Below are 14,561 nucleotides of genomic sequence, written 5' to 3'. Positions count from 1 at the left end.
TTCCGGCGCGTGCTTTTGTGCGGCAGGAGCCGCAAGCATCAGGAAAAGCCATGAGCAGCAAACCACCAATCACCGTTTCCCGCATCGACCTGGCGCGCATCGAAGCGTTGCTGGAGCGACTGCCCGCCACCGATGCTGCGAAGCTCGATGCATTGCGTGCGGAGCTCGATCGCGCCGAGGTGGTCGAGCCCGCTGCCATGCCGGAGCACACGGTGACGATGAACTCCACGGTCACCTTCATGGACCAAGGCAGCGGCGATAAGCTCACCCTGACCCTGGTCTACCCGGCGGCGGCCGGTGCGCCAGGGACGGTGTCGATTCTGGCGCCGGTAGGCAGCGCTTTGCTGGGCTTGGCGCGTGGCCAGCAGATCGACTGGCCAACCCCGGATGGACACAAGCGTCGCCTGAAGGTGCTGGAGGTCAGCTACCAGCCCGAAGCGGCCGGGCATCTCCACCGCTGAGCCATCACGGCTTGAAGTGGTGCACGAAGCCCACCTGAAACCCCCCCGGCAGCCAGCCGACAATCAGTGGCGATTGTCGATGGGCGGCCCACAGGCCAACGCCCGTGCCGAGCGCCGCGCCGACCAGCACGTCGCTCTGCCAGTGTCCGCGGGTCTTGACCCGCGCCACCGCGTCGTAGACCGGCAGCAGGGCGAGCGCGTAAACGGCCGGGTGATCGTCGCCGTAGGCAACGATGAACGGGGTGACCGCCGCCGAAATCGCAGTTACCTCGCCGCTGGGGAAACTCTGCGCGTGCCGCCCCTGGAAGAAGCGGTTGGGGTTGTCCGTCTGGGAGGGACGCTCGCGCTGGAAGGTGTATTTCATCGCCTGCGCGCCGACACCGGAGACCACCATGGCATCGACCGAACGCCAGAAAGTATCGCCGAGCTTGTCGTTGTCGCCGAACGCCAGGGCGCCGACGCCGACGGTGATGATGGTGCCGTACATCAACGCGTTCTGGTCGCGGCGATTCCAGATGCCACTGTTGTCGTAGTGGATCCGATGGTCGATGCCCAGCGGCCCGCCGCTCGCCATGGCGGTACCGGAGATGGTCATGGCGGCCAGGCATGCGAGGTACGGCTTCATGCGCATGATCGATCACTCCTGCACAGTTTGCGCCCGAACCTATGCCTGCCAGCTTTCGTTTCGCTTACTTCCCGGCCGGAATCGGCGGGTATCGCTAAACTGGGCGGACCCAAGGAGACCCGCATGACCGATCGCCCAGCCCCCGCCCAGGCCATCGCCCGCGCCGCCGCGCTGCGGGCGCAGATCGAGCAGGCCAATTACCGCTATCACGTGCTCGACGATCCGGACATCACCGACGCCGATTACGACCGCCTGATGCGCGAGCTGGAAGCGCTGGAAGCCGACTACCCGGCGCTCGCTTCCAACGACTCGCCCACGCGCAAGATCGGCGCGCGGGCGCAGGGTGGTTTTGCCGAGGTGAGGCACCGGTTGCCGATGCTGTCGCTGGGCAACGCGTTCGAGCAGGAGGGTGAGGCGGAGCGTGAGCGCTTCCGCGAAGTGGCCGAATTCGAGCGGCGCATCGAACAGACGCTGGACCGGCGGGACCCGCTGTTCTCGGTCGAGCCCAAACTCGATGGCCTGGCAATCAGCCTGCGCTATGAACACGGCGTGTTCGTGCAGGGCGCCACCCGCGGCGATGGCGAGACCGGCGAGGATGTCACCGCCAATCTGCGTACGGTGCGGGCCATTCCGTTGAAGCTGCGTGGCAGCGGCTGGCCCGACGTGCTGGAAGTGCGCGGCGAAGTGATCATGCTGCGCAAGGATTTCGAGGCGTTCAACGAGCGCGCCCGCGCGCACGACGAGAAGTCGCTGGCGAATCCGCGCAATGCCGCCGCCGGCTCGCTGCGCCAGCTCGATCCGGCGATCACGGCGAAACGGCGGCTGAGCTTCTTCGCCTACGCGATCGGCGTGGTCGAAGGGGGCGAGCTGCCTCCGACGCATTCCGCCACGCTGAAGCAACTGCGCGAGTGGGGGTTTCCGGTATCGCCGGAAGTCGATGTCGCCCGTGGCTTCGATGGCCTGATAGCGTATTACCGGCGCATCGGCGCGAAGCGCGATTCCTTGCCATACGACATCGACGGCGTGGTCTACAAGCTGGACGACTACGCCGGCCAGCGCGAAATGGGCTTCGTCTCGCGCGCGCCGCGCTGGGCGATCGCGCACAAATTCCCGGCGCAGGAACAGACCACGCGCCTGCTCGACATCGAGATCCAGATCGGCCGCACCGGCGCAGCGACGCCGCGTGCGCGGATGGAGCCAGTGCAGGTGGCCGGCGTGACGGTGACCTACGCCACGCTGCACAACGCCGACCAGATCGCGCGGTTGGATGTGCGCGTGGGCGACACGGTGATCGTGCGCCGCGCCGGCGACGTGATTCCCGAAGTGGTCCGGGTGGTCGAGGACCAGCGTCCGCCCGGAACCGTGCCGTGGGCCATGCCGGCACGGTGCCCGGTGTGCGGATCCGCACTGATCCGTGAAGAGGGTGCGGCGGCCTGGCGATGCTCAGGCGGGCTGATCTGCGCCGCGCAGCGCAAGGAGGCGCTGATCCACTTCGCTTCGCGCCGGGCGATGGATATCGATGGCCTCGGCGAGCGCTTCGCCGAGGCGCTGGTGGAACTGGATATCGTGCACACGCCGGCCGACCTGTATGGGTTGGACGTGGACGATTTCGTCGACATGAAGCGGCGCCTCGACGAGCGTGATGGGACCACGCCGGAGACAGTGAAAGCCGGCAAGGTGGCGACCAAGTGGGCCGAGAACCTGGTCGCCGGCATCGAGGCCAGCAAGCACACCACGCTGGCGCGCTTCCTGTTCGCGCTCGGCATCATGCATATCGGCGAGAGCACCGCGAAGACACTGGCGGCATGGTTGGGCCGGCTCGACCTCGTGCGCAGCACGCCGGCGCCGGTGTTGCGGGTGTTGCCGGACATCGGCGGCGAAGTGGCCACGTCGATCGCCGGATTCTTCGCGCAGGAAGGCAATCAGCAGGTGGTCGATGCCCTGCTGGCGGCCGGCATCACTTTCAGCGACGAGTCGGCTCCGTCGCCGCTGCTGCGCGAGCGCCTCAATCTGGGCGTGCTGCTGGACATGGCGAAGATCAACAAGCTCGGCCCCAAGAGCTGCACGCTGCTGGCGCAGCATTTCCCCACGCTCGACCAGCTGCTGGCCGGCGGCCCGGCGCACTGGATCACTGCCGGCGTGCCGCAGGCGGCTGCAGCGGGCCTTGAAACCCATCTCGCCGACGCGGCTGCCGTGGCCGAATTGCGCGACGCCGAGGCAGCGATGCGGCGTCTGCTCAAGGCGATTCCGGCGAAGGCGACGGCGGTGCGCGCACCGCTGGCTGAGCAGACCATCGTGCTCACGGGCGCGCTCACCTCGCTCAGCCGCGATGAAGCGAAGGAGCGGCTGGAAGCGCTGGGCGCCAAGGTATCCGGCTCGGTGTCGAAGAAAACCAGTTTCGTGGTGGCCGGCGCGGACGCCGGTTCGAAGCTGGACAAGGCGAAGGAGTTGGGAGTCGCGGTGTGGGACGAGGCGCAGTTGCTGGCGCTGCTGGCCGAACATGAAGGGTGAGGGGGCGCTCCCTGCCGACAGGCACCTTCCATCGCTGGAGCGGTCATTGCGCCTGCGTGCGGGCGCCTACCAGCTGATCCGCCGCTTCTTCGCCGAGCGCCAGATCCTGGAAGTGGAAACCCCGATCCTGTCTGCCGCCGGCAATACCGAGCCGAACATCGAGAGCTTCAGCACGTTCTTTCACGGCCATGTGGATGCGGGCGCGCGCGAACGCTGGCTGCGCACCTCGCCGGAATTTCCGCTGAAGCGGCTGCTCGCTGCCGGCGTCGGGGATTGCTACGAACTGGGTCGGGTGTTCCGCAATGGCGAGGCGGGCGGGCGGCACAACCCCGAGTTCACCATGCTGGAGTGGTATCGGGTCGGTTGGGATCATCGGCAGCTTATGCAGGAGACCATTGCGCTGGTCGAGGCGGCGCTGGCGATGGTTGGCCGGCGGGCCGAGGTGGTCGTCACCAGCTATCGGCAACTGTTCCTCGACGAACTCGGCATCGATCCGCTGCAGGCGCCAATCGACGAACTGCGCACGCCGCTGGGCGAGTGGGGCATCGACCCGGAAGGGCTCGGCCACGACGACTGGCTCGATCTGCTGATCACGCACAAATTGCAGCCGGCGTTTCCGCGCGACCGCATCACGGTGATCCACGACTATCCGGCGACGCAATGCGCGCTGGCGAAGATCCGCGCCGGCGATCCACCGCTGGCCGAGCGTTTCGAGCTGTACCTTGGGCGCCACGAGCTGGCCAATGGCTATCACGAGTTGAACGATGCGGCGGAACAACGCCGGCGTTTCGGGCGCGACAACGCGATACGGCGTGAGCGTGGCCTGCGCGAGGTTCCGCTCGATCACGCCTTGCTCGACGTGCTCGACGCCATCCCCGATTGCGCCGGTGTGGCACTGGGCGTGGAGCGATTGTTGATGTGCCTGGCCGATACCGACGCCATCGCCGACGTGCTGGCGTTTTCCTTCGCGCAGGCCTGATCCTTTTCACCAGGAACCCGAACCCGATGACATTTGTGGAAAGCCCGGTCACGCGTGCGCCGCGCGAACGCCTCGACCGCCGCGACATCCGCACGCTGGCGCTGGCGGCGCTCGGCGGTGCGCTGGAGTTCTACGACTTCGTGGTGTTCGTGTTCTTCGCCATTCCACTGGGGCACCTGTTCTTTCCCCCCGGCACCGCCGGGTGGCTGGCACAGTTGCAGGTGTTTGGCATCTTCGCGGCGGGCTATCTGGCGCGGCCGCTGGGCGGCATCGTGATGGCGCACTACGGCGACAAGCTGGGACGCAAGAAGATGTTCACCCTGAGCGTGTTCCTGATGGCGGTGCCCACGCTGGGTATCGGCTTGCTGCCGGTGTATGCGCAGGTCGGCATGCTGGCGCCGTTGCTGCTGCTGGTGCTGCGGGTGGTGCAGGGCATTGCGGTAGGTGGCGAGGTGCCGGGCGCGTGGGTTTTCGTGGCCGAGCACGTGCCCGCGCAGAGGATCGGCTTCGCCTGCGCCAGCCTTACCTCGGGGCTCACCGCAGGCATCCTGATCGGCTCGCTCGTGGCGGCGGCGATCCATCGTGAACTCACGCCTGCCGCCGTGCTCGATTACGGCTGGCGACTGCCGTTCCTGGTCGGCGGCGTGTTCGGCTTCTTCGCGGTTTGGCTGCGCCGCTGGCTCAGCGAGACACCGGTGTTCGAGGCGATGCACGCGCGCAAGGAGCTCGCGAGGGGGCTGCCGCTGCGGCAGGTGTTCGAGCGGCATCTGGCGGGCGTGCTGGTGTCGATGCTGGTGACCTGGATGCTCACCGCTGCGATCGTGGTGATGATCCTGATGACACCGACGCTGGCGCAGTCGGTGTTCCACATCGAGCCGGCGCGTGCGTTCCTGGGCAACAACGCGGCCTCGTTCGCGCTGGCGCTGGGCTGCCTGTTCTTCGGCTGGCTGGCCGATCGCACCGGCCATGCGCGCGCCTTGCTGGCGGGTGCGATCGGGCTGCTGCTGTGCAGCTATGCGCTGTACGTCGATCTGCGGGCCGGCGGCGTGCACTTTGTCGCGTTGTATGCGCTTACCGGCTTCAGCGTGGGCGTGACGGGCGTGGTGCCGACGCTGATGGTGCTGGCGTTTCCTCCGGCGGTGCGGTTCTCCGGGTTGTCGTTTTCGTACAACATCGCCTACGCGCTGTTCGGTGGCCTTACGCCGCCGTTGATCGGCCTGCTGGTCGAGCGGTTCGGCGTGCTGGCGCCGGCGCATTACGTGGCGTTTACCGCCGTGATCGGCATCGGCGTGGCCGGCTGGTCGATCGCCACGTCGCGCGATGCGTCGCGACGGGCCTAGAACTCCAGCTCCTGCGCCGCGCACAGGTAATCGACCAGCGGCGCGACACGCTTGAACGTGGTCACTGTCCACGGCAGCAACTCGCTGGAGCAGGCAAGCTCTTCGCTGAAGCCGGCGGATGCGACGAAGTCCTTGCGCCTGAGATCGTCGATCAACTCGTGTGCCGGATCGTAACCGCGCGGCGGCCGCACCAACGATTCGCCTCCCAGGTGCAGATGATCGCGAAACGCCTTGCTGCGGGTCGCGCCTTTCCATGCGGCGGGATTGTCGACGAGAAAGCCGCGAATGTGCTTGAGCGCATCCGGCTCCGGGTGCCACATGCCACCACCGGCGAAGCAGTCGCCGGGCTGTATATGCAGGTAGAACGACGGCGCCGGGATCTCATGGCGGCGTTCATGGAAGAAGCGCGAACCCTGCCAGGGCTTGTAGGGGAGCTTGTTGTTGGAAAAGCGGGTGTCGCGAAAAATGCGGAACAGCGAGCCGCCGTTCTTGCGCGGATCACTGCGGTAATGCGGGCTGATCTTCGCCAGCGGTGCCTGCAGATCGGTGATCAATTGCAGGAACGGCTCGCGCACGTGGCGCTCGTAGTCGGCCTTGTGCGCATGGAACCACTCGCGGCGGTTGTTGCGGTCGAGTGCGCGAAGGAAGCGGAAGGTGGCAGGGGTGAAGTAGCTCTGGGGCATGCTGGGCCGATGGGTTTGAGGTGAGGGTGATTCAGCGGTTGTCGATGCCGGCGGCGAGCTGCTCGCCCCAGGCCTGCAACTGATCGAGCAGCGCCAGCTTGCCCTGCGCCTGCGGATCGTTGCGCAGCTCGGCCAGCCGGGCGAAGTAGTCGTCGAGGGTCAGGCCGGTCAATGCGGTGTGGCGGGTCAGTCGGGCCTGGCGGAAAGCTTCCCAGCGTGCACGTTCGTCAGCATCGAGTGTCTCGGGCCAGTTGCGTGCGCGGTAGCGGAACAGCAGTTCCGGATATCGCGCATCGCGAAACGGAAAGACGCGCGTGCCCAACTGCTCCGGCGGGGTGGCGCGCACCTGGGCCAGCAGCCGTTTGTCGGCATCGGGCAGGAAGCCACCGCCGTACAGCGCCAGCTCGGGGTCTTCCGGCGGCGGCAGTTCGGCAGCACGCTGGAACACTCGCCGGAGTTTCTCCGGCAGTCCTTCGACAGCGTGCAACACGTCGCGATGGGCCAGACAGCGAGCCTGATCGAGCTGCAGGCGACCCAGGTCCACACCTTGCAGCACCGACAGCGGCGCCAGCGCTGGCGCGTGATTGGCGCGTACGGTGCGCAACGGGATGCGTTCGATCCCTTCGGGCAGGTCGGCACGTGCGGTGAAGATGCGGTCGGCGATCTCGTCCTCGTCCAATGCCAGCCATTCGGCCGGGTCGGTGGCCAGGTCGTACACGATCACCTCGCCCGGACGGCTCGGATGCGGCGCCAGCGGCGCGATGACGGCGAGGCAATGGCGGCTGGCCGGATAGCGCGAGGACACGTGCACCACCGGCGTCATGTTCACCACGTCGAGCAGCTCGAATACCTTCTGCTTGCGGCGCAGGCCGTAGTACCAGTCCCACAATCGCGGCTGACGCACGCGGATCAGGCGGGCCAGGTCGATCAGCGCGTGGACGTCCGACAGCGCGTCGTGCGCGTGCTCCTGCTTGATCTGGTTGGCGCGGGCCAGCTGCTCCAGCTTGAAACTGGGCGAGCCGTCCTCGCGGGTCGGCCAGACGATACCTTCCGGCCGCAGCGCCTGGCACAGGCGCACCAGATCGATCAGGTCCCAGCGCGAGTTGCCGTTCTCCCACTCGCGACCGTAGGGCTCGTAAAAATTGCGGTACAGCATCTGCCGCGTGAATTCATCGTCGAAGCGCAGCGAGTTGTAGCCGACACCGCAGGTGCCCGGCGCGGCCAGCTGTTCATGCACCCGGGCGGCGAACCCGGCCTCGTTCAGGCCTTCGCGCTCGGTCAGTTGCGGGATGATGCCGGTGATCATGCAGGCATCCGGGTGCGGCGGCATTTCCATCGACGGTTTGCCGTAGAACATCACCGGCTCGCCCACGATTTCCAGATCGAGGGTGGTGCGGACACCGGCAAACTGTACCGGCCGGTCGCGCCGCGAGTCGGCGCCGGAGGTCTCGTAGTCGTGCCAGAAGAAGGTCTGCATGGGCGGGATCATCGCATGCTGGCAAGGCTGATAAACTCCCGCCCACAAGGAGATTCCATGAGCCAAGCCCACGAAGAAAACCTGATCTGGATCGATCTGGAGATGACCGGCCTCGACACCGACAACGACTCGATCCTGGAGATCGCCACAGTCGTTACCGACAAGGACCTGAACGTGCTGGCCGATGGTCCGGTGTTCGCGATACGCCACGAGATCGATCGGCTTGAATCGATGGACAGCTGGAACACCAACCAGCACCACAAGTCCGGGCTGTGGCGACAGGTGCTGATTTCCGAGACGGACCACGCGATGGCCGAACAGGCCACGGTGGACTTCCTGCGCGCGTGGGTGCCGCCCGGCAAGTCGCCGATGTGCGGCAACTCGATCTGCCAGGATCGACGCTTCATGTACCGGCAGATGCCGCGGCTGGAGCGCTACTTCCATTACCGCAATCTGGACGTGTCCACGCTCAAGGAGCTGGCGAGGCGCTGGGCGCCGGAGGTCGCCAGGAGTGTCGGCAAGGAGTCGGCGCACACGGCGCTGTCCGATATCCGCGATTCCATCGCCGAGCTGCGCCACTACCGCCGTTTCATGGGCGAGCTGGGTGGTCAGATTCCGGTTTGAGTGCTGCGCAGGCGCTGGCGGCACCAGCGAGGTGAAGAGATGTCGAACGATCTGTTTGCGACGGTACTGGATTGCGCCGGCCGCCCCTTGCGGCTGGATCGCGCGCGGGTGGTCGGCATTCTCAATGTCACCCCCGACTCGTTCTCCGACGGCGGCTCGCATGCGGACGTGGAGTCTGCCGTGGCGCACGGCCTGCGCATGGCGGCGGAGGGCGCGGACATGCTCGATGTCGGCGGCGAGTCGACCCGGCCGGGCGCGGAGGAGGTGTCGGTCGAGGAAGAGCTGCGCCGCGTGCTGCCGGTGATCGAGCAACTGATCGCACGTACCACGCTGCCGCTCGCGATCGACACGTCGAAGCCCGAAGTGATGCGCGCGGCAGTGGCCGCCGGTGCCGGCATGATCAACGACGTCTATGCCTTGCGCCGCGACGGTGCGATGGATGCCGTGGCGGAACTGGGCGTGCCGGTGTGCCTGATGCACATGCAGGGCGAACCGCGCAGCATGCAGGTCGATCCGCACTATGCCGACGTGGTCGGCGACGTGCACCGGTTTCTCACGGACCGTCTGTTCGCCTGCGAGCTGGCCGGGATCGATCGGCGCAAGGTGCTGGTCGATGTCGGTTTTGGTTTCGGCAAGACGCTGGAACACAACCTGGCGCTGCTGTGCGCGCTGGAGCGCTTCAGCAATCTGGGCAGCGGCGTCTACGCGGGGCTCTCGCGCAAGGCCATGATCGGCACGCTGACCGGTCGGACCGAGCCGGCCGATCGTGCGGCGGGCTCGGCGGCGGCGGCCCTGATAGCCGTTCAGCGTGGAGCGCGCATGGTTCGCGTGCATGATGTGGCCGCCACCGTGGATGCGTTGGCAGTGTGGCGGGCGGTACATGCCGTCGATGCGGTTCCACAGCGGGTCGAAAAATCCAGCGTGCCGCGTTGGCCGGACGACGATTGAACCGGATGTTCGTGACGGCGCCTTGATTCGATACAGGGGAAACTCCAGGAAATTGTGGACACCATGAACCAACGCAAATATTTCGGCACCGACGGCATTCGTGGATTGGTCGGGCAATGGCCGATCAGCGCGGATTTCATGCTGCGGCTGGGGCGTGCCGTCGGCAGCGTGCTGGCGCGCGAGGGTGAGGATCGGCCCCGGGTGCTGATCGGCAAGGACACCCGCATTTCGGGCTACATGTTCGAATCCGCGCTGGAAGCCGGCCTGGTGGCGGCTGGTGCCGATGTCGGGCTGCTCGGGCCGATGCCCACGCCCGCGGTGGCATTCCTTACCTGCTCGATGCGCGCCCAGGCCGGCATCGTGATCAGCGCCTCGCACAATCCGCATCACGATAACGGCATCAAGTTTTTTTCCGCCGATGGCGAGAAGCTGTCTGATGCGATCGAACTGGCGATCGAGCAGGAGGTGGACGCCGACTTCGTCACCGTAGCCTCCGAGCAATTGGGCAAGGCGGTTCGTGTGGCGGACGCCGCGACGCGCTATGCCGAGTTCTGCAAGGCCACGGTGCCGGAGAGTTTCAACCTGCGCGGGCTGCGGATCGTGCTGGACTGCGCTCATGGCGCGACCTATCAGGTGGCGCCGAAGGTGTTTGCCGAACTGGGCGCCGAGGTGATCGCGATCGGCGACAAGCCGGACGGCTTCAACATCAACCGCGACGTGGGGTCGACGCACCCGCAGGCGTTGCAGCGGGCGGTGCTTGAACAGGGCGCCGACATCGGTATCGCGTTCGACGGCGATGGCGACCGGGTGATGCTGGTCGACCGGCACGGCGCGCTGGCCGACGGCGACGACATTCTCTACGTGCTGGCGCGCAGCCTGCACGCGCGGGGGTTGCTCAAGGGGCCGGTGGTGGGCACCTTGATGAGCAACTACGGTCTGCAGCTGGCGCTGGCGGAGTTCGACGTGCCGTTGATTCGGGCCAACGTGGGCGACCGCTACGTGATGCAGCAACTCAGGCAGCACGGCGGCATGCTCGGCGGTGAAACCTCCGGCCACGTCTTGTGCCTGGATCGGGCTACCACCGGCGACGGCATCATCGTGGCGCTGGCGGTACTGCAGGCGCTGGCGCTTTCCGGCCAGGATCTTGCCACCGCTCGCCAGGGTCTCAGGAAGTTGCCCCAGGTCATGCTCAACGTGCGCGCTGCCGGTGCCCGCGAGGCTCTCGCCGGCAGCGAGGTGCAGCAGGCGCTGGCCGAGGTGGAACGGATACTGCAGGGGCGCGGCCGGGTGGTGTTGCGCGCTTCCGGCACCGAGCCGCTGGTACGCGTCACCATCGAGGGGGCGGATGCCGCGGAAGTGCAACAGTTGGCCGAGAAGCTGGCGGGGACTGTAAAATCCGCAGCCGAACGCTCGTGAACCTGTAGCCGTATTGGGTCGCCATGGATTGGCCCGACGTGCCCGCCCTTTTGGTGCGGATGACCGACCGCATGCCCTGCCCAACGGACCACAGCAATGAAGAATGTTCCCACCCTCGATATCCGTCGTTACGACAGCGACCGTGACGCCTTCGTTGCCGAGCTCGGCGCGGCCTACCGCGAGTTCGGTTTCTGCTGCATCAGCGGGCATGGCATTGCGCGCGAGCTGATCGATGGTTCGTACGACGCCTTTCAGCGTTTCTTCGCGCTGCCGACTGACATCAAGATGAAGTACCACGTCGCCGGCAGCGGCGGTGCGCGCGGCTACACGCCGTTCAAGGTGGAGACCGCCAAGGACAGCCAGTACGCCGACCTCAAGGAGTTCTGGCACATCGGCCGCGAGATTCCTCGCGACTCGAAGTTCGCCGACGTGATGCCGCCGAACATCTGGCCCAGCGAAGTGCCGGATTTCAGGAGGTACGGCTACGGCCTGTACGAGGCTCTGGACAAGCTCGGCACGCGCGTATTGCGCGCACTGGCGCTGCATATCGACCAGCCGGAGAACTTCTTCGAGGACAAGACCGACGTCGGCAACTCGATCCTGCGCCCGATCCACTATCCGCCGATCACCCAGGACAACATCCCCAACGTGCGTGCCGGCGCACACGAGGACATCAACTTCATCACCTTGCTGGTCGGCGCCAGCGCCGAGGGGCTGGAGGTGCTGAGCCATGGTGAGTGGTTGCCCATCACCACCGAGGGCGACGCTATCGTGGTGAACATCGGCGACATGCTGCAACGGCTGAGCAACCACGTGTATCCGTCGACCTCGCACCGGGTAGTCAACCCGCAGAACGAGAACGCGCGCAAACCGCGCTATTCGGTGCCGTTCTTCCTGCATCCGAACCCGGACGTGATGCTCGATCCGCTGGACTCGTGCGTCACGGCGGATAATCCGCGGCGTTACGACACCTCGATCAGCTCGCACGAATACCTGCTGCAGCGCCTGCGCGAAATCAAGTTGATCTGAGGGCGTCAAGCCATCCAGAAGAATACGGCGGTCATCCGCTTGGTCGCCATTTCCAGTCCCCAGTACGCGGTGGCGCTGTGGATCAGGTTGGCCTTGTACAGCAGCAGGCGGTTGAAGCGATGCGCCACGCGTACGTCCTCGATGAACGCATTCGGCTGCACGAAGCGGTTTCCCAGCGCTTCTGCCAGAGTGCGATACGGCGGCATCACGATGTTGCCGCCGAGTTGCCCTCCCGGCAGGCGCTGGCGGAAGAAGCTGGTGCCGCACTGGCTGGGCACATCGGGGTTGAGATAGAGCACGGCGGCGTAGCGGCAGAGATGGGTCGAATCGGTATGCGGCTTGACTGCGCCTTCGACGGATCCGACCACCTGCACGCAATTGTGGTTGAGCCGCATGCCAGCCTCGGCCTGCTCGACCCAGACTCTTTTCGCGCCCGTCAAATGTCGGACCTTTGCTTCCAATGCACCCAGTTCTTCGTCCAGCAAGGCAGGCGTGGCACGCATGCCAGGCCACACTTCGGCGGTGTATGGATAACCCGATTCCCAATCCGTCTTGGCCAGGCAACGCGCGCGCACCTCGTCGGCATTCGGCAGGACATCGTCCAGCACCCAGTAGTCACGACCTTCGACGGGCTTGCGGTAAGGCAGCGGGCGCATCTGGGTCGGAAACAGGGACATGGCGTGGAGGGGCCGTGGACGAAGATACAGGGAACAGTAGCCGATAGGCGGCGCGAATCGCCGGATGGGTGTGAGCCGACCTAAACCTCGGTGTTGCGGTAGCGCTTCGACTCCCTCGCGGAAAGCCAGAGTGCGAGCCGATCGGGCATCAACTGGACGATGGTCTTGATGGTGCGGTTGACCCGCCCGGGAATGTAGACCGCATCGCCGCGTTCGACGGCAGCGATGCCCTGGCGCACCACGTCTTCCGCGCTCAGCCACATGAAGGCCGGCAGCTTGTTCATCTTGTCGCGCGTGCGGGTGACATCGTGGAACTCCGACCAGGTGAAGCCCGGGCACAACGCGCAGACATGCACGCCGGCAGCGCGGTTCTCCAGCGCCAACGATTGGGAGAACTTGATCAGATACGCCTTGGATGCCGCGTACAGCGTGTGTCCAGCCGGCCCGGGCACATGTCCGGCGAGCGAAGCGACATTGATGATGCGACCACGACCGCGCTGGCGCATGCCGGACAGCAATCGCCACGTCAACTCGGTGGGAGCGATGAGGAGCACCTGCAGGAAGTCGGCATGCGTGGCCCAGTTGTTGGCCTCGAACGTGCCGGGTACGCCGTAACCGGCATTGTTGATCAGCCAGTCCACCTGCAGGCCACGTTGTTCCAGCGCGTCGCACAGCGTTTGTGGCGCGGCTGGATCGGCCAGGTCACAGGTCAGCACGATCACCTGGATGCCGTGTTGACTGCGCAGTTCGCGGGCGAGGGATTCCAGCCGGTCGGTACGACGCGCGGTCAGTGCCAAGTCGTGACCGAGTGCGGCCAGCTGTCGGGCGAACGCGGCGCCAATACCGGAGGACGCGCCGGTGATCAGGCTGAATGGATGGGACATGGCGATGGGCGATTCAGGACAGGAATTCTCATTCTTGACCGGACCTCCCTTCCGACGCCAGCGATCCGCGCCGTTTGCCCATAGCTGGAGCCGCCCGGTAAGCTCGCGGTTTGATCGCAGCGGAAGCAGACCATGCGCAAGAAATTTGTTGCGGGCAACTGGAAAATGCACGGCAGCCGCTCGATGGCTGCAGCGCTGGTGAACGACATTGCTGCCGCCAAGCCGGATTCCATCGATGTCGCCGTGTTTCCGCCGTTTCCCTACCTCGCCGAACTCGCCGGCCAGCATGCCGAGGCGGGACCGGGCATCGGCGCACAGGATGTCAGCGAGCACCCGGGGCAGGGTGCTTACACCGGCGAAGTTTCCGCTGCCATGCTGGCGGATGTCGGGGCACGCTGGGTGCTGGTGGGCCACTCCGAGCGTCGCCAATATCACGGCGAAGACGATGAGCTCGTCGCGCGCAAGTTTGCCGCGGCGTGCGCAGGCGGCCTCACGCCGATCCTGTGCGTCGGCGAGACGTTGGAACAACGTGAGGCTGGCGAAACCGAGGCCGTCATCGCGCGCCAGCTGCGGGCGGTGGTATCGCTCAACGGGATCGCCCGTTTCGATACCGCAGTGATCGCCTATGAGCCTGTCTGGGCGATCGGTACCGGCCGCACCGCCAGCCCGGATCAGGCCCAGCAGGTGCATGCCTTCATTCGTAGCCAACTGGAAAAAGAAGATGTTATGATTGCCCGTCTGACCCGACTGCTTTACGGCGGCAGCGTCAAGGCGGCCAATGCCGCGGAATTGTTCGCGCAGGCGGATGTGGACGGAGGGCTGATCGGCGGTGCCTCTCTGGCCGCGTCCGACTTCCTTGGAATCTGCGCCGCGGCGCATCAGGCGCTACAGGCTCAATAGAAAATCT

General features: G+C 66.0%; 14 protein-coding genes. 9 read left to right on the top strand and 5 right to left on the bottom strand.

Features of this window, described 5'->3' with window-relative positions; translation table 11 throughout:
* Window positions 1–50: 50 nt before the first annotated feature.
* On the top strand, window positions 51–461 hold the full coding sequence (rnk, locus tag ACFPME_RS00830) for a nucleoside diphosphate kinase regulator (protein ID WP_377301066.1): 411 nt from the start codon (window positions 51–53) through the stop codon (window positions 459–461).
* A 4-nt stretch (window positions 462–465) separates the two neighbouring features.
* Here the strand turns inward: rnk and ACFPME_RS00825 are convergent, their stop codons facing one another.
* Window positions 466–1,092 carry a phosphatase PAP2 family protein gene (locus ACFPME_RS00825; protein WP_377301064.1) on the bottom strand — a complete coding sequence of 209 codons (627 nt, stop codon included), beginning with the start codon at window positions 1,090–1,092 and terminating at the stop codon, window positions 466–468.
* A gap of 117 nt (window positions 1,093–1,209) precedes the next feature.
* Here ACFPME_RS00825 and ligA point away from each other — a divergent pair, with 117 nt between their 5' ends.
* The 3 genes from ligA to ACFPME_RS00810 are packed head-to-tail and all read left to right on the top strand — an operon-like array spanning window position 1,210 to window position 5,916.
* Window positions 1,210–3,597, top strand: coding sequence for an NAD-dependent DNA ligase LigA (gene ligA, locus ACFPME_RS00820; RefSeq protein WP_377301062.1), 2,388 nt, complete (start codon window positions 1,210–1,212; stop codon window positions 3,595–3,597).
* Window positions 3,587–4,576, top strand: coding sequence for an EF-P lysine aminoacylase EpmA (epmA, locus tag ACFPME_RS00815; protein ID WP_377301060.1), 990 nt, complete (start codon window positions 3,587–3,589; stop codon window positions 4,574–4,576). Before ligA ends, epmA begins: the two co-directional genes overlap by 11 nt.
* A gap of 26 nt (window positions 4,577–4,602) precedes the next feature.
* Window positions 4,603–5,916, top strand: coding sequence for an MFS transporter (locus ACFPME_RS00810; protein WP_377301058.1), 1,314 nt, complete (start codon window positions 4,603–4,605; stop codon window positions 5,914–5,916).
* Here ACFPME_RS00810 and ACFPME_RS00805 read toward each other — a convergent pair.
* Together ACFPME_RS00805 and sbcB are read right to left on the bottom strand one after the other, a co-directional pair.
* Window positions 5,913–6,599: a DUF2461 domain-containing protein gene (locus ACFPME_RS00805; RefSeq protein WP_377301056.1), complete on the bottom strand. Its 687-nt coding sequence runs from the start codon at window positions 6,597–6,599 to the stop codon at window positions 5,913–5,915. The two genes, ACFPME_RS00810 and ACFPME_RS00805, sit on opposite strands and share 4 nt — an antisense overlap.
* Window positions 6,600–6,630: 31 nt before the next feature.
* Window positions 6,631–8,076: an exodeoxyribonuclease I gene (sbcB, locus tag ACFPME_RS00800; RefSeq protein WP_377301054.1), complete on the bottom strand. Its 1,446-nt coding sequence runs from the start codon at window positions 8,074–8,076 to the stop codon at window positions 6,631–6,633.
* 57 nt (window positions 8,077–8,133) lie between these two features.
* Here sbcB and orn point away from each other — a divergent pair, with 57 nt between their 5' ends.
* The 4 genes from orn to ACFPME_RS00780 all read left to right on the top strand — a co-directional run bounded on the left by orn (window position 8,134) and on the right by ACFPME_RS00780 (window position 12,093).
* Entirely contained in the window at window positions 8,134–8,700 is a 567-nt protein-coding gene (orn, locus tag ACFPME_RS00795; protein ID WP_377301052.1) for an oligoribonuclease, read from the top strand.
* A 39-nt stretch (window positions 8,701–8,739) separates the two neighbouring features.
* Window positions 8,740–9,648 carry a dihydropteroate synthase gene (gene folP, locus ACFPME_RS00790; protein ID WP_377301049.1) on the top strand — a complete coding sequence of 303 codons (909 nt, stop codon included), beginning with the start codon at window positions 8,740–8,742 and terminating at the stop codon, window positions 9,646–9,648.
* Window positions 9,649–9,711: 63 nt separating this feature from the next.
* Complete coding sequence (gene glmM, locus ACFPME_RS00785; protein WP_377301047.1) at window positions 9,712–11,064, top strand: phosphoglucosamine mutase; 1,353 nt, start codon at window positions 9,712–9,714, stop codon at window positions 11,062–11,064.
* A gap of 96 nt (window positions 11,065–11,160) precedes the next feature.
* A complete protein-coding gene (locus ACFPME_RS00780) occupies window positions 11,161–12,093 on the top strand; it encodes an isopenicillin N synthase family dioxygenase (protein ID WP_377301045.1) in 933 nt (310 codons plus the stop codon).
* Between the two features lie 5 nt (window positions 12,094–12,098).
* Here ACFPME_RS00780 and ACFPME_RS00775 read toward each other — a convergent pair whose 3' ends face one another.
* Together ACFPME_RS00775 and ACFPME_RS00770 are read right to left on the bottom strand one after the other, a co-directional pair.
* Window positions 12,099–12,770: a DUF6445 family protein gene (locus tag ACFPME_RS00775; protein ID WP_377301043.1), complete on the bottom strand. Its 672-nt coding sequence runs from the start codon at window positions 12,768–12,770 to the stop codon at window positions 12,099–12,101.
* An 80-nt stretch (window positions 12,771–12,850) separates the two neighbouring features.
* A complete protein-coding gene (locus ACFPME_RS00770; RefSeq protein WP_377301041.1) occupies window positions 12,851–13,654 on the bottom strand; it encodes an SDR family NAD(P)-dependent oxidoreductase in 804 nt (267 codons plus the stop codon).
* A gap of 132 nt (window positions 13,655–13,786) precedes the next feature.
* Here ACFPME_RS00770 and tpiA point away from each other — a divergent pair, with 132 nt between their 5' ends.
* Window positions 13,787–14,554 carry a triose-phosphate isomerase gene (gene tpiA, locus ACFPME_RS00765; RefSeq protein WP_377301039.1) on the top strand — a complete coding sequence of 256 codons (768 nt, stop codon included), beginning with the start codon at window positions 13,787–13,789 and terminating at the stop codon, window positions 14,552–14,554.
* Window positions 14,555–14,561: the final 7 nt, after the last annotated feature.

It is taken from the genome of Rhodanobacter umsongensis (assembly GCF_042654965.1).
Lineage (GTDB): Bacteria > Pseudomonadota > Gammaproteobacteria > Xanthomonadales > Rhodanobacteraceae > Rhodanobacter > Rhodanobacter umsongensis.
The sequence above is the reverse complement of the archived record's forward strand: the minus strand, read 5'-3'. Positions and strand labels throughout refer to the sequence as shown.